Origin of the sequence: Collinsella sp. D33t1_170424_A12 (genome assembly GCF_015554865.1) — a bacterium.
In the GTDB taxonomy this organism is placed as follows: domain Bacteria; phylum Actinomycetota; class Coriobacteriia; order Coriobacteriales; family Coriobacteriaceae; genus Collinsella.
Genome location: NZ_JADNJJ010000134.1, coordinates 1 through 25452 on the forward strand (window position 1 = coordinate 1; position 25452 = coordinate 25452).

Consider the following 25452-nt stretch of genomic DNA (forward strand, 5'->3'; position numbering starts at 1 on the left):
CGTCGCTTGCAAACGCCGATGCGGCCCGCCCGGGCGCTCCCTTCGGCGCGCCCGTTCGCGGTGCCCTGGATGCCGCGTTGGGCATTGCCGAGCGCCTGGGCTACGAGGTGAGCGATGACGACGGCTACATGGGCATAGCGGATATTCCCGGCGAGCGCCCCGAGCAGATCGCCACGATCGCGCATGTCGACGTTGTTCCCGCGGGCCCCGGCTGGGCCACGGACCCCTTCACCATGGTGCGCCGCGAGGGCTGGCTGCTCGGTCGCGGCGTTATCGACGACAAGGGTCCCGCGGTGCTGTCGCTCTATGCCGGCGCCTTCCTGAAGCGTGAGGACATCGTTGCGCGCTATACCTTCCGCGCGCTGCTGGGATGCGACGAGGAGGTGGGTATGACCGATGTCCACCATTACCTCGAGCGTCATGACGACCCGCTGTTCCTCTTCACGCCCGATGCGGAGTTTCCGGTCTGCAATGCCGAGAAGGGCTGCTTCGGCGCCACGTTCACCACGGCGGCCGTACCCGGCGGCCTGATCCGCTCGTGGAGCGGAGCCGAGGCCACCAATGCTATTCCGGGCGAATCGGTCCTGGAGCTCAACCTCGATGCCTCCGTGCTCCCCGCGCCGATGGCGAACGCCGACCGCATCTCGATCGAGCCGGTTGCCGAGGGCGTCAGCCGCATCGTCGCACATGGCATCGGCGGCCATGCCTCGCTGCCCGAGGGAACGGTGAACGCCATCGCGCTCATCGTGGGCTACCTGCGCGAGAGCGGCGTGCTGGGGGATGGCGCGGCGCCCGTGCTCGACCTGCTGGCGAGCATCCACGCGGATACCGCGGGAGCGGGCATCGGCATCGCATCGGAGAGCGCGGCGTTCGGTCCGCTCACCTGCAACGCGGGCACCATCCGCCTGGTGGATGGCGACCGCCTGGAGCAGACGATCGACGTCCGCTTCCCCGATAGCATCACCGAGGCCGATCTGGTTTCGGCGTGCGAGGCGCTTGCCGGCCGATTCGGCGCCTCCGTCGAGGTGAGCCGCACGAAGCCCCCGTTCTCGGTCGATGCCTCCTCTCCGCAGGTCCAGACCCTGATCGATATCTACAACGACACCACCGGTCGTGATGCGAAGCCGTTCGCGATGGGCGGCGGCACGTATGCGCGCAACTTCAAGAGCGCCGTATCCTTCGGTCCCGAGGACAACGCGCTGGAGCTGCCGGCGTGGGCGGGCACCATGCACGGTCCCAACGAGGCGGCCAAGGAGGACTTGCTCCGCGAGGCGCTCAAGATGTACATCCGCGCTATCTTGGAGCTCATGGAGCTCGAGTACGACGAGGCCCGATAGCGCGCGACCACGTGTTGCCGATCGGTTTCCAGCACGGTTTCGGCCGCGACTCCCGTACGGGGGCCGCGGCTTTTTTGTAAGCCGTAACCTGCACGGACGATGCAATGTAAGCGACATGTAAATACAGCGCATGAGATGGGTAATGATTGGTCAAATGCAAGTAATGGCCTGCGGGCGCGCGGTTTTCCTCCGCGAACGAGCTCTATCGTACTGATTCGTAGAGCACATAGGCGGCAACGGGCTGCCGATGCTTCACGAATGCGCATTGCGCCGTTCATTCTCGGAAGGAGAACCATGTTCGAATACAACTGCTCCCGTCGTCAGTTCCTCGGTCTTGCGGGCGGCGTCGCCGCCGTTGCCGGCCTCGGTCTCGCTGGTTGCGGCAATTCCGCTGCTCCTGCAGAGGGTTCCGCCGATGCCGCCTCCACCCTTGCCGGCGAGGTGACCTACGACGGCGCCTCCTCGTTCCAGGCGCTCGTCGAGGCTGCTGCGGAGAAGTTCATGGACCAGAACCCGGATGTGTCCGTCTCCGGCTCCGGTAACGGCTCGGGCACCGGCCTTACCGCCGTCGCCGCCGGCACCGTCACCATCGGCAACTCCGACGTCTTCGCCGAGGAGAAGCTCGAGGCGGCCGACGCCGAGAAGCTCGTCGACCATGAGGTCGCCGTCGTGGGCATGGGCCCGGTCGTTTCCAAGAACGTGACCGTTGACGATCTGACCCTCGAGCAGCTCAAGGGCATCTTCTCCGGCGCCATCACCAACTGGTCCGAGGTCGGTGGCGAGGACGCCAAGATCGTCGTCCTCAACCGCAAGGCCGGCTCCGGCACCCGCGCCACCTTCGAGGCCGCCGTCTTCGCGGGCGAGGAGAACACCTTCAAGGGTGACGCCGAGCTCGACAAGTCCGGCGACGTCCAGACCCAGATCGCCGCTACCGACAACGCGATCTCCTATCTCGACTTCTCCCACTTCGATGACACCAAGTTCAACGCCATCAAGGTCGGCGGCGTCGAGCCCAAGAGCGAGAACGTCTTCGACAACTCCTTCCCCATCTGGGCGACCGAGCACATGTATTGCGCCAAGGACGCCGACGAGGCCACCAAGGCCTTCCTGGAGTTCATGCTGTCCTCCGACGTCCAGGAGTCCCTCGTCGAGGAGCAGGGCTTCATCCCCGTCTCCGAGATGAAGGTCAAGAAGGACGCTTCCGGCAAGGTCTCCAACCTGTAACGAAGTAAATAGGTAGCCCTAAGGACTAGAAGGGGTGCGCAATGGCTTCGCATTTGCCAAAGCGCGACCTTGAAAAAGTGGGCATGGGTGTCACGGGCGCGTGCGTCGTGCTCGTGACACTCGTTGTGTGTGCCCTCGTTTTCATGGTTGCACAAAAAGGTCTGTCATCGTTCTTCAAGGACGGCGTGGACGTGGTCGGTTTCTTCACCGGCACCACGTGGGACCTCCACAACACCGATGCGAACGGCATGCCGTTCACCGGTGCGCTTCCGTTGATCGTGACGTCGTTCGCGGTGATGGTGCTCTCGACCGCCATCGCCCTTCCAATCGCCATCGGCTCCGCGATCTTTGCCGTCGAGATCCAGCCCAAGTTCGGGCAGAAGGTGTTCCAGCCGCTCATCGAGCTGCTGGTGGGCATCCCCTCGGTCGTCTTCGGCCTGATCGGTTTCTACGTGATCGTAGGCGCCATGAAGGCGATCTTCCATGTGCCCACAGGTCTGGGCATCCTTCCCGGCTCCCTGGTGCTGGCAATCATGATTCTGCCGACCATCACCACGCTGGCTATCGATGCGCTGCGCGCCGTTCCCGATAGCTACCGCCAGGGTTCCCTGGCGCTGGGTTACACCCGTTGGCAGACGATCTGGCACGTGGTGCTGCGCTCCGCGGCCCCGTCGCTCATGACGGCCGTTATCTTGGGCATGACCCGCGCCTTCGGCGAGACGTTGGCGGTCCGCATGGTTATCGGCGGTATCGAGACCATGCCGAACGGACTGCTTGATGCGGCGTCGACCATCACCACGACGCTCACCACCTCCATGGCGGTCTATGCCGACGGCTCGGTGCAGAACGACGTGCTGTGGTCGCTGGCCCTGATGCTCATGGGCATGTCCCTCATCTTCATCCTCATCATCCATCTGATCGGCAAGAAGGGGGCGACCGAGCGTGAGTAGCATCGAAGCGAGCCAGACGGCTCAAGCCGCCTCGCTGCAGACCGCTGCGGCAGAGGCGAGGCGCGCGAAGCATATCGAGCGCGCCGGCACCCAGGACCGTATCGCTACCTTCGTGCTCACGGCCATCGTCGCCTTCGTGATGCTGCTGGTCGTGTCCATGGTCGCCTACATCTTGTACCAGGGAATCGGCATGCTGTTCCACCCCGGGTTCCTCACCGAGGCCTCCCGCGCCAACGGCACGCAGGGCGGCGTCGCCTACCAGCTGTTCGATTCGTTCTACATGCTGTTCCTCACCTTGGTCATCTCGGTGCCCATCAGCTTGGGCGGCGCGGTGTTCCTGGTCGAGTACGCGCCCGACGGCCCGATCACCAAGATTGCGTCCACGGCCATCGAGACGCTCTCCTCGCTGCCGTCGATCGTCGTGGGTATGTTCGGCTTCCTGGTGTTTTCCGTGAACCTGGGCTGGAAGTACTCGATCATCTCCGGCGCGGTGGCGCTCACCATGTTCAACATTCCCATCTTGGTCCGCGTGATTCAGCAGGCGCTCGAGGATGTTCCCCAGTCGCAGCGCGATGCGTGCCTGGCCATGGGCCTCACGCGCTGGGAGGCCACCATCCACGTGCTCATCCCCGCGGCCATGCCCGCGATCGTGACGGGCATCGTCCTGTCGGCCGGTCGCGTGTTCGGCGAGGCCGCGGCCCTGTTGTTCACCTCCGGCATGTCCAGCCCGGTGCGCCTGAACTTCCTGTCCCTCAACTTCTCCAGCCCCACCTGCGCGTGGAACGTCTTCCGTCCCGGCGAGTCGCTGGCCGTGCACATCTATAAGATCTACGGCGAGGGCAGCCCCCAGGCGCAGGAGATCGTATGGGGAACCGCGGCCCTGCTGATGGTGTGCGTTCTGATGTTCAATATCGTTGCCCGCGTGGTGGGCAAGATGCTTGCGAAGAGGATGACGGCCGAATGAGTAACGAAACCGAAAGCTTCATGAGCAGCGTGGCCACCAGCGAGCGCACGGGCAAGGCGTCGCGCGGCCATGCGACCTCGGGCGAGGTGGCGATCTCCACCAACGACGTGAACGTGTACTACGGCGACCACCACGCCTTGCACGGCACGAGCCTCGACTTCCACAAGGGCGAGATCACGGCGCTCATCGGCCCGTCCGGATGCGGAAAATCGACCTTCCTGCGCAGCCTCAACCTCATGAACCGCGAGATCCGCGGCTGCCGCGTGACCGGCGAGATCATGTACCAGGGCCGCAACATCAATACGCCCAAGGAGAACCTCTACGAGCTGCGCCGCTCCATCGGCATGGTGTTCCAGCAGCCCAACCCCTTCCGCAAGTCGATCTACGAGAACATCGTGTTCGCTCCCAAGCGCCATGGCGTGACCGGCAAGGCCGAACTCGACCAGCTGGTTGAGGAGAGCCTGCGCGGCGCGGCCCTATGGGACGAGGTGAAGGATAAGCTCGACAAGAGCGCCTTCGCGCTTTCCGGCGGGCAGCAGCAGCGCCTCTGCATCGCGCGCACGCTCGCCCTCAAGCCCGATGTCATCCTGTTCGACGAGCCGTGCTCAGCGCTCGATCCCATTTCCACGCTGGCTATCGAGGACCTGATGAATACCCTGGCGGAGGAGCGCGCCATCATCATCGTGACGCACAACATGGAGCAGGCTTCCCGCGTGTCCAACCGAACCGCCTTCTTCTATATGGGCGATATGGTCGAATACGGCGAGACCGAGCAGATCTTCGCGCGTCCGACCGACCAGCGCCTGAACGACTACCTCACCGGAGCGTTCTCCTAGTCCGGAACGCTTCATAACCCGTCGCATGGTTTTCTTGCTACCTGTTCGCCATGCGATGCGGCCGCTTAGCATGCGCGGTGCCCCGGGATTGGCGGGGTGCCGCGCATGCGCGTTTCCGGGCGAGTCGGGCGTGCGCCGCGGTTGGCGCGCCGCGTCATCGCGCTCCCGTGCGGACGGGAAGGGTAAAAGCCGGCGCCGCGGATGCGCCGGGCGGTCGCGTGCTAGGATGAAGGGCTGTGAGAAAGATACGCGGCAAGGAGCATGCGATGGCCATTCTGTTGGGTTGCGATAGCGTGGGGCTCGAGTTCCCCACGAAGCACATCTTCGATTCCGTGACGCTCGGCGTGAACGAGGGCGACCGCATCGGCATCGTGGGCAAGAACGGCGACGGCAAGTCGACGCTGCTTTCGGTGCTGGCCGGCGCCATCGAGCCCGATGACGGGCGCGTGACCCATCGTCGCGACGTAACCGTGGGCATGCTGGGCCAGCGCGACCGCCTGGACGATGCCGACACCGTGCATCGCGCCGTGGTGGGCGATGTTCCGGAGTATGAATGGGCTGCGTCGCCGCGCGTCCGCCAGGTGCTCGACGGATTGATCGCCGACGTGCCCTGGGAGGGCCTGGTGGGCGAGCTGTCGGGCGGCCAGCGCCGACGCGTCGACCTCGCGCGCCTGCTCATCGGCGACTACGACGTCCTCATGCTCGATGAGCCCACGAACCATCTGGATATGCGGACCATCAGCTGGCTTGCCGCCCATCTCAAGGAGCGCTGGGCCGCCAACGCGGGCGCCCTGCTGGTGGTCACGCACGACCGCTGGTTCCTCGACGAGGTCTGCACCTCCATGTGGGAGGTGCACGACGGGCGCGTCGACCCCTTCGAGGGCGGCTACTCCGCCTACATCCTCCAGCGCGTCGAGCGCGACCGCATGGCGGCCGTCACCGAGGAGCGCCGCCGCAACATGGCGCGCAAGGAGCTCGCCTGGCTCTCGCGCGGCGCGCAGGCGCGCAGCACCAAGCCCAAGTTCCGCGTGGAAGCCGCTCGCGAGCTCATCGCCGACGTGCCCCCGGTGCGCGATGAGCTGGAGCTCAAGCGCCTCGCCGTGAGCCGCCTGGGCAAGCAGGTCATCGACGTGGTCGATGTGGACGCCGGCTACGCAGGGGAGGACGGCGGGCAGGGCAAGACGGTGCTCTCGGATGTTACCTGGCTGATCGGCGCGGGCGACCGCTGCGGGCTGCTGGGCGAGAACGGTGCCGGCAAGTCCACGCTGCTCCAGGTGATACAGGGCAAGATCGCGCCCGTCCGCGGCCGTGTGAAGATCGGCGCCACGGTGAAGTTCGGCGTGCTCTCCCAGCAGCTCGACGAGCTCGCGCCCCATATGAACGATACGATCCGCGAGGTCCTCAAGACCTGCAAGCACCACTACGTCATCGATGGCAAGGAAACGAGCCCCGAGAAGCTCTGCGAGCGGCTGGGCTTCACCACGCAGCAGATGTGGAGCCGCATCTGCGACCTTTCCGGCGGCCAGCGCCGTCGTCTGTCGCTGCTGCTCACGATTCTCTCCGAGCCCAACGTGCTCATCCTGGACGAGCCCGGCAACGACCTCGATACCGATATGCTGGCCATCGTCGAGGACTTGCTGGATGGGTGGCCCGGTACGCTCATCCTGGTGACGCACGACCGCTACCTCATGGAGCGCGTGACCGACCAGCAGTGGGCGATCATCGACGGCGAGTTCCGCCATGTCTCGGGCGGCGTGGACCAGTATCTGCAGCTGGTTGCTCGCGACGAATCCAAGGGGGTCCGTCCGCAGGCCCCCGGATTCGATGCTTCCGCACCCGCCGCCTCGACGGAGAGGTCCGGCATGTCGAACGCCGAGCGCCAGAAGCTGAAGAAGGAGGTCGCGTCGCTGGAGCGCAAGATGGACTCGCGCCGGACTAAGATCGAGCAGCTCGAGCAGGGGATGTTCGATATCGACCCCACCGACTTCGAGGCGCTGACGGCGCAGCAGGAGGCGATAGCCGCCGCGCGCGACGAACTCGACGAGCTCGAGATGGCCTGGCTCGAGGCGAGCGATCGACTGGAGGGATAGGGGCTTTTCGTCCGGCGCCGCCGCGCCGCGGGTGATCCGCCATCTTGAAACTGTTGCGCGCCCATCGTGATGAGCGCATCGATTCTGGGTACGAGAAGCTCATGAAAGCAGCGAGGCGCGAAGCCGCCGCTTCGGGATGGAGCCCGAAGCCCGGCCGCGCCTTTCGTTCACGTAGTGGATGGGATCCTATGATCGAGATTCGCGATATCACCAAGACCTATACGACGGGCGACCTGGTCCAGCGCGCGCTGGACGGCGTGTCCGTGACGTTTCGCGAGAACGAGTTCGTGGCGGTGCTGGGGCCGTCGGGTTCGGGCAAGACCACGTTCCTCAACATCCTCGGCGGGTTCGACCATGCCGACTCGGGCGATATCGTGGTGAACGGCGTCTCGACCCGGGATTACGGCGACGCCGAATGGGACACCTACCGCAACCACCGCGTGGGCTTCATCTTCCAGAGCTACAACCTCATCCCGCACCAGACGGTGCTCGCCAACGTCGAGCTCGCGCTCACGCTCGCCGGTGTCGACCGCGCCGAGCGCACGAGGCGAGCCACCGCCGCGCTGGAGCGCGTCGGGCTGGGGGCGCACGTGAACAAGCGGCCCTCGCAGCTCTCGGGAGGCCAGATGCAGCGCGTCGCCATCGCACGCGCGCTGGTGAACGACCCCGAGATCGTACTGGCGGACGAGCCCACCGGCGCGCTCGACACCGAGACGGGCATCCAGGTGATGGACCTGCTCGCCGAGGTGGCGCGCGAGCGGCTCGTGATCATGGTCACGCACAACCCGCAGCTCGCCGAGGACTACGCCACGCGCATCGTGCGCATCCAAGACGGTCGCATCGTGGGCGACACGGATCCCGTCGCGCCCGCCGAGCTTGAGGCCGCCCGCGCCGCCTTGGCCGAGAACCCGGACGAGGGGCCGGCCAAGCGCTCCTCGATGGGCCTGCTCACGGCGCTGTCGCTCTCCTTCAACAACCTCATGACCAAAAAGGGCCGCACCATCATGACGGCTTTCGCGGGCTCCATCGGCATCATGGGCATCGCGGCGATCCTCGCGCTCTCCAACGGCGTGAACGGCTACATCGCCAAGGTGGAGCAGGACACGCTGTCGAGCTACCCGCTCACCATCGCGCGGCAGAGCTACGACCTCACGAGCATGATGACCGGCGACGCGGGCGCCGACGGGGACTCGGCTGCGAGCGGGCCGGAGTCTTCCGACGGCGACGCGAAGGGGCGCCCGGGGGCGGACGGAAAGGTCGACCCCGGAAAGCCCATCCCCGTGTTCACGATGCTGTCCGACATGTTCGCCAGCGTGAAGTCCAACGACATGGCGAGCTTCAAGACCTTCCTGGATGAGGACGCGCGCGAGCTGGACGGCGAGGTCTCGGCCATCCAGTACGACTACGGGATCACGCCCCTCGTCTACCGCGCCGACGCGGCGGACGGCCCCGTCCGCCTGTCGCCCAACGCGCTGACCACGGCGATGACGGGAGGGGCCTCCAGCGGCGCGATGGCGGGCACCATGATGACGGGCGCGAGCGCGTTCACCGAGATGATCGATAACCCCAAGCTGCTCGACGAGCAGTACGACGTGGTGGCGGGCCGCTGGGCCAAGGCGGCGGACGAATGCGTGCTGGTGCTCTCGGCGCGCGGCAAGATCTCGGATTTCACGCTCTACAGCATCGGCGCGCTGGACCCCGGCGAGCTGACCCGCATGGTGGAGGGCACGATGAGCGGCGCCGGCGCCGTGGACGTCCCGCCGGTCAAGGAGGGCTTCACCTACGACGACGCGCTTGGCACGAGCTTCAAGGTGCTGGCGGCATGCGACTCCTACCGCAAGAACCCCGAGACGGGCGGATGGACCAACATGTCCGACGACGCCGCCTTCATGGCGCAGCAGGTCGCGAACGGCCTGGACCTCAAGGTCGTGGGCGTGATCAAGCCGAGTCCCACGGCCAAGTCCGCCGCGCTCTCGCAGGGGATCGCCTACACGCACGGGCTCACCGACGAGCTCATGGCGCGCGCCGCGAACTCCGAGATCGTGAAGCAGCAGCTCGCCGACCCCGCGGTGGACGTCTTCACCGGCAAGCCCTTCGCCACGCTGCAGGAGGAGGCCAAGCGCGGCGTCGACCTCGCGAGCCTCTTCACCGTGGACGAGGCGGGCCTGCGTAGCGCCTTCAAGGTCGATGCGTCCAAGCTCGGCGCGGGCCTCGACCTGTCCGGGTTCGATTTCGCGGGGGTCGACCTCGGTGGCATCGACATCGACGTGTCGGGCGCCCTGGATTCCGTGGACCTGTCCGAGGTCCTCGCGGGGGCTCCCATGCCGAATCTCGAGGGCATCCTCGGCGACCTTGAGAGCGACCCCGTGCTTGATAAGGCTCAGCTCGAGCAGGTTTCCAAGCTGTCAGGCGAGTTCGTGCAGAGGTTTATCACCGCCTGGTTGCCCGCGCATGGCGAGGGCCTGTGCCCCGGTGCCCCCGATTTCGGCGAGAAGCTCGTAGGGCAGTTCCTCGCATACGCCAAGAGCGACGCTCCCGAGGGCGGCGCGGGCCTCCTCGAGCAGGTCGAGGCCGTCGCCGGCAAGCCCGTGGCCGATCGTTTGGACAAGATCGTGTGCGCTTACGTCCAAGACGACCTGGCGCCCTATATGACCACGGCCCTCAAGGGCGTGGCGGACCAGGTCTCGCGCCAGCTCGCCGACGCCATCGGCGGTCAGCTGCAGGCGGGGCTCGGCCGGGCCATGGCGGCCATGGCGCCGCAGCTCGGACAGCGCCTTGCCGCGTCCCTCCAGGGCGCCTTCTCGGTGGACGGCGCGGCCTTCGCCGGCGCGATCCATTTCAACATGGATGCCGAGGACTTGGCGTCGCTCATGGCGAGCTACGCCAACGCGGGCAGGCTCACGTACGAGAGCAACCTGGCGACGCTGGGATACGCCGACGCCGCCGATCCCCAGGCCGTGAGCATCTACCCGGTCGACTTCCAGGCCAAGGACTCGATCTTGGGCGCCATCGACCGCTATAACGACGAGATGCGCGCCGCGGGCAAGGACGACCGGGTCATCGTGTACACGGACTACATGGGCGTGCTCATGGGCAGCGTGACCAGCATCGTCAACATGATCTCGCTCGTGCTCATCGCCTTCGTCAGCATCTCGCTCGTGGTGAGCTCCATCATGATCGGCATCATCACCTACATCAGCGTCCTCGAGCGCAAGAAGGAGATCGGCATCCTGCGCGCGATGGGCGCGTCCAAGCGAAACGTGGCCAACGTCTTCAACGCCGAGACCTTCATCGAGGGGCTCATCGCCGGCGTGCTGGCCATCGCCGTGGTGGTCCTCGCCTCGTTCCCGATCAACGCCTGGGCGCTCGCCGAGTACCGGGTCGAGGGCGTGATGCGCTTGCCCGTCGAGTCCGCGCTCGCGCTGATCTTGGTATCCGTCGCGCTCACGGTGGTCGCGGGCCTCATCCCGAGCCGCTCGGCCGCCCGTCGCGACCCCGTCGAGGCCCTGCGCAGCGAGTAGCCTCGAATTGGGGACAGGCACGTTTCCGAGAGGTAGCCGAACCTCGGAAAAGTGCCTGCGCTCAGAAAAGTGCCTGTCCCTTTTTCGAGCGCCTAGAGGCGCTGCATGCGGTAGCCGACGCCCACATGCGTCTGGATCATCGTGGGGTGCGAGGGGTCGGCCTCGATCTTCTTGCGCAGGGTTCGCATGAACACGCGCAGGCTGGCGACGTCGCTATCCCAGCTCGTCCCCCAGATCTCGTGGGTGATGAAGGTGTGGGTGAGCACCTTGCCGACGTTGCGCGCCAGGAGCACCAGCAGCTTGTATTCCGTGGGGGTGAGGGCGAGCTCGGTGCCGTTTACGAAAGCGCAACCGGACGCGTAGTCGATATGCAGTGGACCGTTGTCGAAGGTGCTGGCCTCGAGCGCCTCGTGGGCGCCCATGGTCGAGCGCCGCAGGCTCGCGCGTACGCGCGCCAGGAGCTCCTCGACGGAGAACGGCTTGGTGAGGTAGTCGTCCGCACCGGCGTCGAGTGCGCCGATCTTGTCGGCGTCCTCGGTGCGCGCCGAGATGACGATGACGGGGGCGGTGGACCAGCTGCGCAGCTTCTCCAACACCTTAACGCCGTCCATATCCGGCAAGCCCAGGTCCAGCAGGACCAGGTCGGGGTTGCCCGAGGCCGCGGCCATGATGGCGGTGTCTCCGCTATCGGCCGTCTCGACGTGGTAGTCTCGCAGGTCGAGCGCGGTCGTTACAAGGTTTCGTACAGCGGGGTCGTCTTCTACGACCAGGATGCGCGCGTGGGCGTTCTCACTCATGGATATCTATCTCCTCGGCGGGCAGGGTGAAGCGGAACAGCGCTCCCTGGGGTTGGTTGTCATCGACCTCGATGATACCCCCGTGGGCCTCGACGATTGAGCGGCACAGGGAGAGGCCCAGGCCGAAGCTTCGGTGGGAGTCGACCGGAGACGCGTCGCCGGCGGTGAAGAAGCGGTCGAAGATTCGCGGTTTATCGGCATCGGCGATTCCGGGGCCGTTGTCGGCGACCTCCACGACGACCCAGCCGCCTTGCTTCTCGGCTCCCACGGTGATCACCGAGCCCTCGGGGGTGTACTTGAACGCGTTTACGATGAGGTTGGTGAGCACCTGCATGATGAGGTGGACGTCGATGCGGACCAGGAGGAGGTCGTCGGTGTGCGCGACCTCCACGCGGTGGCCGTGGGCCTCGCGCGCCACATGGCTGAGGGCGGCAACGATGACCTCGTCCATCAATTCCGACGTGAGATTGAGGCGCATGTCCTCGTCCTCCACGCGCGTGATGGCCAGGAGGTTCTCGACGGTGTCGATCAGCCAGAGGGAGTCGTCGCAGATGGCCGCGGCCAATTCGTGGCGCTTCTCGGCGGGGAGCTTCTCGCCGTCCTCGCACAGGAGGGCCGCGGAGCCCGAGATGGCGGTGAGGGGCGTGCGGAGGTCGTGTCCGATGGAGCGCAGGAGGTTGGCGCGGAGCTGCTCGTTCTTGGCGAGGACGGCCGCCTCCTCGCGCTCGCGCGCAGCCTGGTCGCTTTCGAGTGCGAGCGCGCACTCGCCCACGATGGATAAGACGATGGAGTGCTCGAAAGCCTCCAGCTTCCTGCGCTGCAGGTCGATCCCGATTACGCCGAAGACCTCGTCGCCCGCGCGGACGGCGAGGTAGAGGCACTGGGCCTCGGGCAGGGTGCGGGTGCTCGCCCCGGCGTGCTTGTTGTTGGTGAAGGTCCACGTGGCGACCGCCCGCTCGTAGTCGGAGAGGAGCGCGGCCGATCGGTCCTCGGTGCCCGCGGGCTCATAGAGCGCATCGCCCAGCAAGCCGTGCGCGGCGGGATAGAAGACCACGTCGAGCTTGAGGAGCTTGATGAGCTGGCTCATGGCGACGCGGGCGCGGGCCTCGGCGCCGTGGGCCTGCTGCAGAAGTTGGTTGGTCTCGAGGAGGACGCGGGTACGGAAGGCGTTTTTGGCTGATGCGCGGGCGTTGTCGGCGATGCGCGCGGTGAGCTCGGCGGCGACCATGGCGGTCGCGAACATGATAGCGAAGGTGACGAGGTAGCTGCGGTCGTAGCTATCGAGGGAGAACAGGGGCGTGACGAAGCAGAAGTTGTACAGCACCACCGAGAGGATGCTCGACAAGATCGTGCAGATGCGCCCCGTCGTGGTGACGGCGGTGAGCAGTGCGGTGAGGATGTAGAGGGATATGATGCTCGAATCTGCGAATCCCAGGCGATGGAAGAGCGCGCCGATCGCCGTAGCGGCGAGGGAGAGGCCGAGCGTGCGCAGGACATCCCGTCCGCTGGGCGGCTGGAACGCGGAGGGCTCGCGCTGCGCGGCCGGTCGCGGCACGGGCTCGGCTTGGTCGGGGATGATGTAGATATCGAGGTTCGGGGCGATCGAGATGAGCTGTTCGACGAGGGACTTGCGGCCGAAGAGCGCTTGGCGCATGCCGTGCGGCTCGCCCGAGCGCCCCATGACGATCTTCGAGATGCCCGAGAGGCGAGCGAACTCGGAGATCTGGAACGCTATGTCGTCGCCGTAGACGGTCTCCATATGGGCGCCGAGCTGTTCGGCCAGCGCGATGTTCGCCGCGAGCTCGGCGCGCTCGTCGTCGTCCATGGTCTGCGTGCGCGGGCTCTCCACGAAGAGCGCGACGAGCTCTCCGCGGAACGCCTTCGCCATACGCGAGGCGGCGCGGACGATACGCGGATTCGTAGGGGCGGGGGAGACGCAGACGAGGATGCGCTCGCTGGTGTAGTAGTCGCGGTTGCCCAGTACACGCGCGGCGTCGGCGAGTCGTCCGGTGCGGTCGGCGCAGCGGCGCAGGGCGATCTCGCGGAGCGCTGTGAGGTTCTCGACGGTGAAGAAGTTGCGCTGCGCGCGGTCGGCTTGCGGGGCGCGGTAGACGAGGCCTGCCTTCAGGCGCTCGAGCAGGTCTTCGGGCTCGATGTCCACGAGCTCGACCTGGTCGGCGTCGTCGAAGATGCGGTCGGGGATGCGCTCGCTCACGATGATCCCCGTGATGGCGGCCACCATGTCGTTCAGGCTCTCGATATGCTGCACGTTGACGGTGGTGTAGACGTCGATGCCGGCGCGCAATAGCTCCTCGACATCCTGGTAGCGCTTTTCATGGCGGCATCCCGGCGCGTTGGTATGGGCTAGCTCGTCAACGAGGACGAGCTGGGGGGAGCGCACGATGGCGGCGTCGAGGTCGAACTCGGTGAGCGTGATGCCGTTGTGCTCGACGAGCTCGTGCGGAATCTGCTCGATGCCCTCCATGAGGCGCGCCGTCGCGGGTCGCTCGTGCGGTTCGATATAGCCGGCGGCCACGTCCACGCCCCGCCGCTGCGCCTCGTGGGCGGCTTGGAGCATCGCATAGGTCTTGCCCACGCCCGCTGCGTAACCGAAGAAGATCTTGAGGTGTCCCCGGCGCGTGCGGGCCTCGGCCGAGGACGCATCGCGCTCGACGGCCTTCAGCAGCAGGTCGGGGTTGGCTCGGACGTCCGATGCGGTGCGCGGCATGGTGCGGCCTTTCTCGTGCAGGATGGTTGACGCCCGGTGCGAATGCGGTCCGGCCGGGGCGGTACAAGCGTCGAGTATAGCCTTCGTCATCCCACCGGTATAGCCATCTACCTGCATCTTTATGTCATCTTAAGGCCGAGGCGTCCAACCCTAATACCACCTTTATGCGCGAAGTCGTTTACTGATCATGTGCATCCGCTTGAAGGGCCGGGTGTACGAGGGCTATCCGCACTTGGAAAGGTTGGAAACATGAACGTCCTCATCCCGATCATCGGCATCACCTGCATCGGACTCTTGATCTACTACATCTACATTCTCATGAGGAGCGATTCGTAACCATTATGAATGCTGTGATTCAGTACGTACTGTACTTCGCCGTGCTCGTCGTTCTGGCTGTTCCGCTCGGGCGGTTCATGGCTCGTGTCATGGACGGCGGGCACACGTTTCTCTCTCCCGTGCTCGGTCCGGTCGAGCGCGGTATCTACCGTCTGCTGCGCATCGATGATGCCGAGCAGATGGGCTGGAAGCGCTACCTGGTGAGCGTCCTTGCCTTCTCGGGCATCGGGTTCGTGGCGCTCATTGCGCTTCAAATGCTTCAGGCCGTCTTGCCGGGCAACCCGCAGCACCTGCCGGGCGTGCCGTGGGACCTGTCGTTCAATACGGCGGCCTCCTTCATCACCAATACCAACTGGCAGTCCTATTCCGGCGAGACCACCCTGTCCTACCTCGTGCAGTTCATGGGTCTCACCGTGCAGAACTTCGTTTCCGCCGGCACCGGTATCGCGGTCATGTTCGCGCTGATCCGCGGCTTCCGTCAGGTCAAGGAGCAGGGCCTGGGTTCCTTCTGGGTCGACCTCACCCGCACCGTCCTGTATGTGCTCATCCCGCTGAACCTCGTGTTGGGCGTCTGCCTGGCTGCCGGTGGCGTCATCTCCAACTTCCAGCCGGCTCGGAAGGCTGAGCTCGTAGAGCCTGTCGCCGTCCAGCCTAATGCAGACGGCGGCTGGAGCGTCATCGACGGCGCCCAGATCGAGGGTGACACGGTCAAGGTCGATGGCAAGGTCGTTGAGGGCGCGCGCGTGGTCACCGAGCAGTTCCTGCCCCAGGGTCCCGCGGCTCCTCAGGTCGCCATCAAGCAGTCCGGCACCAACGGCGGCGGCTTCTTCGGCGTGAACTCCGCCCATCCGTATGAGAACCCCAGTGCCTTCACCAACATCATCGAGATGACCAGCCTGTTGCTGATCCCGGCCGCCTGCTGCTTCACCTTCGGTATCGGCGTCAAGAACACCAAGCAGGGCAAGGCCATCTTCGCCGCCATGTTCATCCTGCTGGTGGTCTTCACCACGGCCATCGCCGTGAATGAGCACGCCGCCACCCCGCAGCTGGCCGATGACGGCGCGGTCGCTCTCGAGATGACCGACGGCCAGGCCGGCGGCAACATGGAGGGCAAGGAGAGCCGCTTCGGTATCGCCGCCTCCTCCACGTGGTCGGCATACACCACCGCCGCTTCCAACGGCTCGGTTAACTCCATGCACGACTCCTACACCCCGCTGGGCGGTTTTGTCCAGATGCTCCAGATGGCTCTGGGCGAGGTCGTCTTCGGCGGCGTGGGCTGCGGCCTGTACGGCATGGTCGGCTTCGCCATCCTCACGGTGTTCATCGCCGGCCTCATGGTCGGACGCACGCCTGAGTTCCTGGGCAAGAAGATCGAGCCGGGCGAGATGCGCTGGGCAGTCGTCCTGTGCCTGGCAACTCCGTTTGCCATTCTGGTGTGCTCGGCTATCGCCTGCATGGTGCCCGGTCTTGCCGACCAGCTCAACAATGGCGGCGCGCACGGCTTCTCCGAGGTGCTGTATGCCTTCACCTCATGCGGCGGCAACAACGGCTCGGCGTTTGCAGGCATGAACTGCAACATTCCCTGGATCAACGTCATGCTCGGCCTCGAGATGCTGTTCGCCCGCTTCATGCCCATCATCGGCACGCTGGCTATCGCCGGCTCGCTGGCCAAGAAGGGTAAGGTCGCCGAGAGCGCCGGCACCCTGTCTACCACCAACGGCATGTTCGTATTCCTGCTCGTGTTCATCGTTCTGCTGATCGGTGCCCTGAGCTTCTTCCCGGCCCTGGCGCTTGGCCCCGTTGCCGAGTTCTTCCAGATGATTGCGTAAAGGAGGGCGCAGATTTATGGCTATGAAAAAAGACATGATGGGCCGCGCGGTCCGCGACTCGTTTGCCAAGCTGGATCCTCGCGTCCAGATTCAAAACCCGGTCATGTTCCTGGTGTGGCTTTCCGCCGTCATGACCTCCGTCCTGGCCGTCGCTTCCATCTTCGGTATGCAGGACGCGGGCGTGCCCACTTACTATGTGGTCGCCATCGCGGTCATCCTGTGGCTCACCGACCTGTTCTCGAACTTCGCCGAGGCGCTTGCCGAGGGACGCGGTAAGGCTCAGGCCGATTCCCTGCGTGCGGCCAAGAAGGATGTCGAGGCGCATCGCATCGAGTCCGTTGAGGACAAGGAGCACTTCACCGTCGTTCCTGGCACCGAGCTCACGCGCGGCGACCTGGTGATCGTGCGCGCCGGCGAGCAGATTCCCGGCGACGGCGACGTCATCGAGGGCGCTGCCTCCGTTGACGAGTCCGCCATCACCGGCGAGTCCGCCCCCGTGGTCCGCGAGGCCGGCGGCGACCGCTCTGCCGTTACCGGCGGTACCACGGTGCTCTCCGACTGGATCATCGTCAAGATCTCCAGCGAGCCCGGCCAGAGCTTCCTGGACAAGATGATCGCGATGGTCGAGGGCGCCGCGCGCAAGAAGACCCCTAACGAGATCGCTCTGGAGATCTTCCTGGTGGCCCTCTCCATCGTCTTTATCCTGGTCACGCTGGCCCTGTATTGCTACTCCTGCTTCTCGGTCGGTCTTAACGACATGGTCAACCCCACGGCCGTGACCACGCTCGTGGCGCTGCTCGTGTGCCTGGCTCCCACTACCATCGGCGCGTTGCTGTCCGCCATCGGCATCGCCGGCATGAGCCGTCTGAACGAGGCCAACGTGCTGGCCATGTCCGGCCGCGCCATCGAGGCCGCCGGCGACGTCGACATCCTCATGCTCGACAAGACCGGCACCATCACCCTGGGTAACCGCCAGGCCGCCGAGTTCATCCCGGTCGACGGCGTCGACCCCGCGGAGCTGGCCGATGCCGCCCAGCTCTCCTCGCTGGCCGACGAGACGCCCGAGGGCCGCTCGATCGTCGTGCTCGCCAAGGAGCAGTTCGGTCTGCGCGGCCGCACGCTCGAGGATAAGGGTATGGAGTTCATCCCGTTCACCGCGGCAACGCGTATGTCCGGCGTGAACTACGAGGGCAATGAGATCCGCAAGGGCGCTGCCGATTCCGTGCGCACCTATGTGGAGGCGGCCGGCGGCGTGTTCTCCCGGGAGTGCGACGAGGTCGTCGAGCGCATCGCCAAGGCCGGCGGCACCCCGCTGGTCGTGACCAAGAACTGCCGCGTGCTGGGCGTTGTGTATCTCAAGGACATCATCAAGTCCGGCGTTAAGGAGAAGTTCGCCGACCTGCGCCGCATGGGCATCAAGACCATCATGGTGACGGGCGACAACCCGCTCACCGCCGCGGCAATCGCCGCCGAGGCCGGCGTTGACGACTTCCTGGCCGAGGCCACCCCTGAGGGCAAGCTCGAGAAGATCCGCGAGTTCCAGCGTGAGGGCCACCTGGTCGCCATGACCGGCGACGGCACCAACGACGCCCCGGCGCTCGCCCAGGCCGACGTCGCCGTTGCCATGAACACGGGCACCCAGGCTGCCAAGGAGGCCGGCAACATGGTCGACCTCGATTCCAGCCCCACAAAGCTCATCGAGGTCGTACGTATCGGCAAGCAGCTGCTCATGACCCGCGGTTCGCTCACGACCTTCTCGGTGGCCAACGACGTGGCGAAGTACTTCGCTATCATCCCGGCCCTGTTCTCGCCGATCTACCCGGGCCTTGGCGCGCTCAACATCCTCGGTCTGGCAAGCCCGCTGTCCGCGGTTCTTTCGGCCATCATCTATAACGCGCTCGTTATCGTCGCGCTGATCCCGGCGGCCCTCAAGGGCGTTAAGTATCGCGAGGTCCCGTCCGGACAGCTGCTGACCCACAACCTGCTCGTGTGGGGTCTGGGCGGCATCGTTGCCCCGTTCGTATTCATCAAGCTCATCGACATGCTGCTCGCGTTCTGCGGCATTATGTAAGTGGAGGTTTGTATGTTCAAAGGCGTTGCATCGCGCGCGCTCGGCGTGTTCGCGCTGTTTACCGTTGTCTGCGGCCTGGGCTATACGCTCGTCGTGACCGGCATCGCCCAGGTTGCGTTTCCGTATCAGGCGAACGGTTCGCTCATCGAGGTCGACGACAAGATCGTGGGCTCCGAGCTGATCGGTCAGAACTTCGAGGATGAGGACCACATGTGGGGCCGCATCCAGAACGTGACTATCGTCGAAGGGGAGGACGGAGGGCTCATGGCCTACGGCGCCCCGTCCAATTTGTCCCCGGCGAGTGAGGAGTACCGGCAGCTTGTGGACGCGCGCGTCGAGAAGATCCGCGCCTCCAATCCCGACGCCGGCATGGATGCCGTGCCCGTCGACCTGGTGACGTGTTCCGGCTCAGGGCTCGACCCCGAGATCTCCCCCGATGCCGCCGAGTACCAGGTCCCGCGTCTGGCAAAGGCCACGGGCAAGAGCGAAGACGGGGTGCGTGAGATCATCGCCCAGTGCACCAAGGGCCGATTCCTGGGTGTCTTCGGCGAGCCCACGGTCAACGTGCTCAAGGTGAACCTCATGCTGGATGGCGAGCTGTAGGCGGCGCTTTCGACTAGAGATGCTTGCATGCCCCCGGTGCGGTGCCGCCGTGCCAGGGGCATGATTGTTTTAACCAGCGGTTAGATTTCCTGCCGAAAACATGAGGGCGTGTCAATTGTGCTGGCGGCCGCTAGCTGATGAAGGGCGCCGTGTCGGCGATGAGGGATCAGGCCTCCGGGTATGGCCAGAGGGGGCTGTGGGTGGCCTCTCAGATTAGGGACGGGCACTTTTCTGAGGGAGGGTCTATGCGGAGACGTATACCTTTTCCACCTCGGCGATGTACATGGTGTGGTAGTCGTCCTCGGGGTAGTTGCCGGAGCCGCAGGCGCGGTCGATGAAGCATGCGGGCTTGATGTCGTCGGCGTTTTGGCTCCGTCGCCCGCCGCCTCCCGCGATCCGCCTAGAGCTCCCGGATGACGCGCGCGGGCACGCCCGCCACCAGCACGTTGTCCGGGAAGGAGCGGATGACCACGGCTCCCGACCCCACGACGACGTTGTCGCCGAGCGTAACGCCCGGGTTGATCGTCGCGTGCCCGCCGATCCAGCAGCTCTTGCCGATGGTGCGCAACCTTACGTTTTCGTTCGCTGCGCGTAAGCCGAATCGATGGTAGGGGAGGGCCTCGCCCGCGAGAATGGATGCCGTCAAGACGTTCGGAGGGATCATCATGCGACTGCATCTCAAGCTCGCCATCGGCAACGTGCGCCGCAGCGCGCGCGACTATTCGGTGTACCTCGCTACGCTCGGATTCGCGGCGTGCCTGCTGTACTCGTTCGTGGCGTCGACAGACCACCTGCGCGCCATGGGGCTCTCGTCCGAGCAGATGGGCGTGCTGGGGAGCGCGGGCGACGTCTTGCAGGCGTTCTCCGTCTTCACGGTGCTCGTGTTCCTCTTTCTGGTGCGCTATGCCAACCGCTTCCTGCTGCGCCGGCGCAAGCGCGAGTTCGCCTTGTACGAGCTGTGCGGCATGGGGCGCGCCGCGGTATCGGGCGTGCTCGTGGCCGAGATGGCGCTCGTGGGCGCCGGTGCGCTGGCATGCGGCTTGGCGGCGGGCGCGGCGCTGTCGCCCGCGTTCGGCGCGGTCGCGGCGTTCGTGTTCGACGTCCCCTGGAGGCTCGCGTTCTCCTTTTCGTCGGACGCCGCGGCATGGACCGCCGGGTGCTTCGCTGTGGTGTTCGTGTTGAACGCGGTGGACGGCGCGCGCGACATCGCGCGGCGCCCGCTGATCGAGCTCATGTCCGCCGAGCGCGCGCCGGAGCGCATGCGCCTCGGCGGCCGGGTCGCGCGGGGCGGCCAGGCGGTGCTCGCCGCGGTCCTGCTCGCGGTCGTGTGGGGGTCGTGCCTGTTCCAGCCGGTGTACTTCATCGCGTTCATCATCCCCATGGGCTTCGCCGCCTGCTTCGCCACGTCGCTCGTCGCGCGCCTGGGCGTGGCCGCGTGGGGCGAGCGGGTGCGCGGGCGCTCCGAGTGCTACTGGGACGGGCTCACCGCCTTCACGGTGCGGCAGGTCGAGGCGCGCGTGTCCAGCACGTCCATGGCGCTCGCCTGCGTATGCGTGCTCGTCGCGGTGGCCGTGTGCATGATGGTCGCGGGATTCGTCTTCAGCATCGGGCTGCGCACGCCCGAGATGGTCTCGGCCGGTATCGCGGCGTCGATGGCGCCGATCGGCTACATCGGCATCTTCTACGGGGCGGTATTCCTGCTGAGCGCGGTCGCGGTGCTCGCGCTCCAGCAGCTTTCGGGCGCGGTCGATGCCCGGTGCGCGTATGGCGTGCTGGGGCAGCTCGGGTGCGACCGCGCCCTCATGCGCGCGTCCGTGCGCCGGCAGCTCGCGCTCTACTTCGCCGCTCCGCTCGCCGGTGCGCTCGTCCACGACGTCTTCGGGTTGTTCCTCGTGGCGTTCCTGGCGTTCGCGATCGGTGCCGAGGGCTTGCTTGCGATCGTCGTGGGCGTGCTCGCCTTCACGGTCGGTCTCATGGCGGTGTACGGCGCGATCACCGCCCGCGCCGTCGAGCGCATGGTTCTGGAGACCGTGGAGTAGGCCCTCAAACTTCAATTGCGGGACTGTCCCTAAATTAAGTCTGCCCGCCGGCGAGGCGCTCCGCATCGCACAGCTGTTTCTCAGCTTGCTCGGGTATCCTTCTCCTTGAATTAGCGACGAGGGGAGGCGCCCGATGCGCATCTTGCTTTGCGAGGATGCTCCGCGCCTGGCGGAGGCGGAGGCCGAGGTCTTGCGCAAGCAGGGCTATGGCGTCGATATAGCGACAGACGGTGAGCGTGCTGAAGAGCTCGCCCTCACCGGGGCGCACGATTGCGTGCTTCTCGACATCATGCTGCCCAGAAAGAGCGGCTTGGAGGTTCTGCAGGCCCTGCGCGCGGCGGGCTCATCGGTGCCGGTGATCTTGCTCACCGCGCGCTCGGGCGTGGGCGACCGCGTGGCGGGGCTCGATGCCGGCGCGGACGATTACCTGCCCAAGCCGTTCCATGCAAGCGAGCTCCTCGCGCGCATCCGTGCGGTGACGCGCCGCCCGCCCGCGATGAGGCCCTCGACGGACCTTGCATCTTGCGGCGCCGTGCTCGATATGCGCGGCCTCTCCCTTCGTGTGACTACGGAGTCGGGGACATGCGATGTCGCGCTCACGCCCCGCGAGGCTCAGTTGCTCGAGGGGCTCATGGCGCGCGCCGGCGCGCCCGTCGCGAAGGGCGAGCTCGTAACGAGCCTTTGGGGCCCGTTCTCCATCGGCGGCGAGAACCGGCTCGAGGTGCTCGTGCACGCGCTGCGCGGGAAGCTGAAGAGCATCGGTGCCGGGCCCCGGATCGAGACGGTCCGCGGCGTCGGGTATCGCTGGGCGATGTGATGCGAGCCGGGAAGAGGGGAGACGATGATGGACGCGAAGTATGCGAGCGCTGTGAATGGGAAAGACGGGCTTGCCACGACGTATCGCCGCCTATGGCTGACGTCCAGCGTGTTGGCGTGCGCCGTCCTCGTGGTAGCGCTCATGGGCGCTTGGGGGTTCTCCGCCACGACGGCGTACGAATCCGCCGCGACCCTGCTATACGGCACCATGACCTCCGAGCGACCCGAGCCAGACGCGCTGCGCGGCGGACATGCCACGGCATCCGAGGCCGTCGCAGCCTACACATGGCCCGAGCGGGACGATTTCCTGCCGATGAGTGTTGGACGCGATATCGCGACATGGGACGGTCTGCCGGGGTTCCACGAGGCCTTCGTCGCGCTGTATGCTCCAGATGACACGGTGACGCTGCTGCAGCGCCCGTCGCGCGTGACGACGGGCGAGGACTCGGACTTCACCGACGAGGAGGCTGCCGAACTTATCGAGGGCGCGGGCGATGCGTTCGCGTCCGGTCGCGCGCGCTTCTGGTGGGAGCGCCTGATCACGGTGGGCGGCAGGACGTTCCTGTGGGACAGCGCGGTGGTCTGCGTCAACCCGGACTATGATCCCAAGACGGGGGAGAATTCGGATACAGCGTGGTATGCGAGCGGCGACTTGCAGGATTACGTGGCGGACGGCTACCTCGCCGGGCGCATGCTCGGCATGCTCGACGTGACGCCCGACGTGGTCTCGCTCACCTCGCTCGCCAAGATGCTCGCCGCGTTGGGGGCGGTCGGTTGCGCGCTGTTGGTGCTCGTGTGCCGTCGCATGGTGCGTCGCGCGCTCAAGCCCGCGGAGGATGCCGCCGAACGGCAGCGCGCGTTCATCGTGCGGGCATCGCATGAGCTCAAGACGCCCCTCGCCTCGCTTTCCGCCACGATCGACGCGATGGGGGCGAACGAGGACGAGACCGTCGGCAGTCAGCGCCGCTGGCTGGACAACATGCGCGAGGAGGTCGACGCCATGGCGGCGCGCGTCTGCGAGCTGCTGGCCGGCCTGTAGCCCAGGGACTGCGTCTTTCAGAAAGGGGGCAGGCATCAATTTGAGAGCTCCGTGCAGACGAATGCGAGCGTGAGATGCGGGCCGATCCGGTTCCTGTGCGGAAGGGCGCCGGGTCCGCCCGTGTTGCTGGTCCTCGGACCTCAGAAAAGTGCCTGTCCCCTTTCTGGGGCTTCGTTTCGAGTGCGTGAACTTGCGGAGCTGCCTATCGGCACTGTGGGCTGGTAGTACACTAAAACCCCGTGGAAGCAAGCATCTTCGACGGGAAAGCGCAGGTAGACACCATGACAAAGCATATATTCGTGACCGGCGGCGTGGTCAGCTCGCTGGGCAAGGGCATCACCGCGGCATCGCTGGGGCGTCTGCTCAAGTCGCGCGGCTACCGGGTGACCATGCAGAAGGCCGATCCGTATCTCAACGTGGACCCGGGCACCATGAGCCCGTTCCAGCACGGCGAGGTGTTCGTCACCGAGGACGGCTACGAGAGCGACCTCGATCTCGGTCACTACGAGCGTTTCATCGACGAGAACCTCACGCGCGACTCCAACTTCACCACGGGCGCCATCTACCAGGACCTCATCGCGCGCGAGCGCCGCGGCGACTTCCTCGGCGGCACGGTGCAGGTCATCCCGCACGTGACGAACGCCATCAAGGCCAAGTTCCGCGGCGTCGAGGAGCAGACGGGCGCCGACGTGGTCATCACCGAGCTCGGCGGCACGATCGGCGACATCGAGGGCCAGCCGTTCGTCGAGGCCATCCGCCAGTACAAGAAGGATGCCGGCGCCGAGAACGTCTGCTACATCCACGTCTCGCTCGTGCCCTATATCGCGGCGGCCCACGAGGTAAAGACCAAGCCGACGCAGCACTCCGTCAAGGAGCTGCGGAGCTTCGGCATCCAGCCCGACATCATCGTGCTGCGCAGCGACCACCACATCGACGACGACGTGCGCGCCAAGATCGCCTCGTTCACCGACGTGGACGTGGATTGCGTGTTCACCTGCGAGGACGCCCCGTCCATCTACGATGTGCCGCGCATGATGGCCGAGCAGGATTTCGACCTGCGCGTCTGCGAGCGCCTGGGGCTCGATCCGCACGAGCGCGACATGGCAGATTGGGAGGGGTTCCTCGCTGCGAAGGACCATGCGGAAAACGAGGGCGACCCCGTGAAGATCGCGCTCGTGGGCAAGTACACCCAGCTGCCCGACGCGTACCTCTCCGTCATCGAGGCGCTGCATCACGCGGGCACGCACCTGGGCAAGCACGTGGAGGTCGAGCTCGTCGACGGCGAGGCGCTCTCCGACGACAACGTCGAGCAGGTGCTGGGCGACGCATCGGGCATCCTCGTTCCGGGCGGCTTCGGCAGGCGCGCCTTCGACGGCAAGATCGCCGCTGCCCGCTACGCGCGCGAGCACCAGGTGCCGTATCTGGGTATCTGCCTGGGGATGCAGGTCGCCGTGTGCGAGTTTGCGCGCGACGTGCTGGGCTATGCGGACGCGAGCTCGTCCGAGTTCGACCCGCAGTGCGCGCACGCCGTGATCGATCTGCTCGATGAGCAGGAGGGCGTGACCGAGAAGGGCGGCACCATGCGCCTTGGCGCGTATCCGTGCGCGCTCGTCGCAGGCACGCTCGCTGCGGAGGCATACGGCGAGGCGCTCGTTCAGGAGCGCCATCGTCATCGTTACGAGTTCAACAGCGCGTACCGCGAGGAGCTGGAGGCGGCCGGATTGGTCGTGTCCGGCACGAGCCCGGATGGCCTGCTCGTCGAGATGGTCGAGTTGCACCGCGACCAGCATCCGTGGTTCGTCGCCACGCAGGCGCACCCCGAGTTCAAGAGCCGCCCCACGCGTCCGCACCCGCTGTTCCGTGAGTTCGTCCGCGCTGCTGCGGCCACCTCGATGTAGGTGCTGCCCCCACATTGAGGTGCGGCGCTACATTGAGGTGGTGCTTGGGGCCACGTGCTGGGAATGCGCCGTGGCCCCGTGCGACCGAAGGGCCGTGCGCGGAGTCCTCGGCGATTCTCATGCGAGTCGTGTCGCCTGCGCTCTACGGAGCGTAGGTAGGCGCGGTCGTGCTTGGCGGACATAATGGCAGGCGTGCACACGTTCGGCATGGCGCGCTCCGACGCGCCGCAACCATGTAATCCTAGCCATCGTATAGAAAGTTTTATGGAAAGACTAAATGCAACAACAGTTTTTGAGGGTAAAAAGTGTTTATGCCATAATGATTTTAGTTGTAATCATCTATTGTTAGATGGCAATAATAGATTAACTGGAAT

The 25452-nt window shown here is 65.8% G+C and carries 17 protein-coding genes and 1 pseudogene; 15 read left to right on the forward strand and 3 right to left on the reverse strand.

Features of this window, described 5'->3' with window-relative positions; all coding sequences use genetic code 11:
* The 7 genes from I2E26_RS05770 to I2E26_RS05800 form a co-directional block, all read left to right on the forward strand.
* Positions 1–1337: Sapep family Mn(2+)-dependent dipeptidase (locus I2E26_RS05770; protein ID WP_195419966.1), on the forward strand; the 1337-nt coding region annotated here is incomplete at its 5' end.
* Between the two features lie 294 nt (positions 1338–1631).
* Positions 1632–2561, forward strand: coding sequence for a phosphate ABC transporter substrate-binding protein (locus I2E26_RS05775; protein WP_147587967.1), 930 nt, complete (start codon positions 1632–1634; stop codon positions 2559–2561).
* A gap of 41 nt (positions 2562–2602) precedes the next feature.
* Positions 2603–3511, forward strand: a complete 909-nt coding sequence (gene pstC / locus I2E26_RS05780; protein WP_195419967.1) for a phosphate ABC transporter permease subunit PstC — start codon at positions 2603–2605, stop codon at positions 3509–3511.
* On the forward strand, positions 3504–4475 hold the full coding sequence (gene pstA, locus I2E26_RS05785; protein WP_370551455.1) for a phosphate ABC transporter permease PstA: 972 nt from the start codon (positions 3504–3506) through the stop codon (positions 4473–4475). The genes pstC and pstA overlap by 8 nt, the downstream gene beginning before the upstream one ends.
* Entirely contained in the window at positions 4472–5311 is an 840-nt protein-coding gene (gene pstB / locus I2E26_RS05790) for a phosphate ABC transporter ATP-binding protein PstB (RefSeq protein ID WP_195419968.1), read from the forward strand. Before pstA ends, pstB begins: the two co-directional genes overlap by 4 nt.
* Before the next feature lie 266 nt (positions 5312–5577).
* Positions 5578–7401, forward strand: a complete 1824-nt coding sequence (locus I2E26_RS05795) for an ABC-F family ATP-binding cassette domain-containing protein (RefSeq protein WP_195419969.1) — start codon at positions 5578–5580, stop codon at positions 7399–7401.
* A gap of 188 nt (positions 7402–7589) precedes the next feature.
* Positions 7590–10922 carry an ABC transporter ATP-binding protein/permease gene (locus tag I2E26_RS05800; protein WP_195419970.1) on the forward strand — a complete coding sequence of 1111 codons (3333 nt, stop codon included), beginning with the start codon at positions 7590–7592 and terminating at the stop codon, positions 10920–10922.
* Positions 10923–11014: 92 nt separating this feature from the next.
* Here the strand turns inward: I2E26_RS05800 and I2E26_RS05805 are convergent, their stop codons facing one another.
* Positions 11015–11719, reverse strand: coding sequence for a response regulator transcription factor (locus I2E26_RS05805; protein ID WP_195419971.1), 705 nt, complete (start codon positions 11717–11719; stop codon positions 11015–11017).
* Positions 11712–14447: a sensor histidine kinase KdpD gene (locus tag I2E26_RS05810; RefSeq protein ID WP_195419972.1), complete on the reverse strand. Its 2736-nt coding sequence runs from the start codon at positions 14445–14447 to the stop codon at positions 11712–11714. The genes I2E26_RS05805 and I2E26_RS05810 overlap by 8 nt, the downstream gene beginning before the upstream one ends.
* A gap of 341 nt (positions 14448–14788) precedes the next feature.
* Here I2E26_RS05810 and kdpA point away from each other — a divergent pair, with 341 nt between their 5' ends.
* From kdpA to kdpC, 3 genes are read left to right on the forward strand one after another with little or no spacing between them, the layout of a single operon-like run.
* Entirely contained in the window at positions 14789–16612 is a 1824-nt protein-coding gene (kdpA, locus tag I2E26_RS05815; RefSeq protein ID WP_195419973.1) for a potassium-transporting ATPase subunit KdpA, read from the forward strand.
* Positions 16613–16628: 16 nt separating this feature from the next.
* On the forward strand, positions 16629–18683 hold the full coding sequence (gene kdpB, locus I2E26_RS05820) for a potassium-transporting ATPase subunit KdpB (RefSeq protein WP_195419974.1): 2055 nt from the start codon (positions 16629–16631) through the stop codon (positions 18681–18683).
* A 12-nt stretch (positions 18684–18695) separates the two neighbouring features.
* A complete protein-coding gene (kdpC, locus tag I2E26_RS05825) occupies positions 18696–19286 on the forward strand; it encodes a potassium-transporting ATPase subunit KdpC (RefSeq protein WP_195419975.1) in 591 nt (196 codons plus the stop codon).
* A 400-nt stretch (positions 19287–19686) separates the two neighbouring features.
* Here the strand turns inward: kdpC and I2E26_RS09180 are convergent, their stop codons facing one another.
* Complete coding sequence (locus tag I2E26_RS09180; protein WP_304515629.1) at positions 19687–19953, reverse strand: DapH/DapD/GlmU-related protein; 267 nt, start codon at positions 19951–19953, stop codon at positions 19687–19689.
* Between I2E26_RS09180 and I2E26_RS05835 the strand changes: the two genes are divergently transcribed.
* From I2E26_RS05835 to I2E26_RS09250, 5 genes and pseudogenes are all read left to right on the forward strand, one after another.
* Entirely contained in the window at positions 19952–21325 is a 1374-nt protein-coding gene (locus I2E26_RS05835) for an FtsX-like permease family protein (RefSeq protein WP_195419977.1), read from the forward strand. The two genes, I2E26_RS09180 and I2E26_RS05835, sit on opposite strands and share 2 nt — an antisense overlap.
* Before the next feature lie 133 nt (positions 21326–21458).
* Positions 21459–22142, forward strand: coding sequence for a response regulator transcription factor (locus I2E26_RS05840; protein ID WP_195419978.1), 684 nt, complete (start codon positions 21459–21461; stop codon positions 22140–22142).
* Between the two features lie 24 nt (positions 22143–22166).
* Positions 22167–23180 (forward strand): histidine kinase dimerization/phospho-acceptor domain-containing protein, encoded by a 1014-nt coding sequence (locus tag I2E26_RS05845; RefSeq protein WP_195419979.1) that lies wholly within the window; start codon positions 22167–22169, stop codon positions 23178–23180.
* A 281-nt stretch (positions 23181–23461) separates the two neighbouring features.
* Positions 23462–25078 carry a CTP synthase gene (locus tag I2E26_RS05850; protein ID WP_195419980.1) on the forward strand — a complete coding sequence of 539 codons (1617 nt, stop codon included), beginning with the start codon at positions 23462–23464 and terminating at the stop codon, positions 25076–25078.
* Positions 25079–25330: 252 nt separating this feature from the next.
* Positions 25331–25452 (forward strand): annotated as a pseudogene (locus I2E26_RS09250) (phosphotransferase); the annotation flags it as partial.

Bases quoted from the DNA above. Each gene is read 5' to 3' on its own strand.
- I2E26_RS05775 (WP_147587967.1), top strand. From the start codon at position 1,632: ATGTTCGAATACAACTGCTCCCGTCGTCAGTTCCTCGGTCTTGCGGGC.
- pstC (WP_195419967.1), top strand. From the start codon at position 2,603: ATGGCTTCGCATTTGCCAAAGCGCGACCTTGAAAAAGTGGGCATGGGT.
- pstB (WP_195419968.1), top strand. From the start codon at position 4,472: ATGAGTAACGAAACCGAAAGCTTCATGAGCAGCGTGGCCACCAGCGAG.
- I2E26_RS05795 (WP_195419969.1), top strand. From the start codon at position 5,578: ATGGCCATTCTGTTGGGTTGCGATAGCGTGGGGCTCGAGTTCCCCACG.
- I2E26_RS05800 (WP_195419970.1), top strand. From the start codon at position 7,590: ATGATCGAGATTCGCGATATCACCAAGACCTATACGACGGGCGACCTG.
- I2E26_RS05805 (WP_195419971.1), bottom strand. From the start codon at position 11,719: ATGAGTGAGAACGCCCACGCGCGCATCCTGGTCGTAGAAGACGACCCC.
- I2E26_RS05810 (WP_195419972.1), bottom strand. From the start codon at position 14,447: ATGCCGCGCACCGCATCGGACGTCCGAGCCAACCCCGACCTGCTGCTG.
- kdpA (WP_195419973.1), top strand. From the start codon at position 14,789: ATGAATGCTGTGATTCAGTACGTACTGTACTTCGCCGTGCTCGTCGTT.
- kdpB (WP_195419974.1), top strand. From the start codon at position 16,629: ATGGCTATGAAAAAAGACATGATGGGCCGCGCGGTCCGCGACTCGTTT.
- kdpC (WP_195419975.1), top strand. From the start codon at position 18,696: ATGTTCAAAGGCGTTGCATCGCGCGCGCTCGGCGTGTTCGCGCTGTTT.
- I2E26_RS05835 (WP_195419977.1), top strand. From the start codon at position 19,952: ATGCGACTGCATCTCAAGCTCGCCATCGGCAACGTGCGCCGCAGCGCG.
- I2E26_RS09180 (WP_304515629.1), bottom strand. From the start codon at position 19,953: ATGATGATCCCTCCGAACGTCTTGACGGCATCCATTCTCGCGGGCGAG.
- I2E26_RS05840 (WP_195419978.1), top strand. From the start codon at position 21,459: ATGCGCATCTTGCTTTGCGAGGATGCTCCGCGCCTGGCGGAGGCGGAG.
- I2E26_RS05845 (WP_195419979.1), top strand. From the start codon at position 22,167: ATGATGGACGCGAAGTATGCGAGCGCTGTGAATGGGAAAGACGGGCTT.
- I2E26_RS05850 (WP_195419980.1), top strand. From the start codon at position 23,462: ATGACAAAGCATATATTCGTGACCGGCGGCGTGGTCAGCTCGCTGGGC.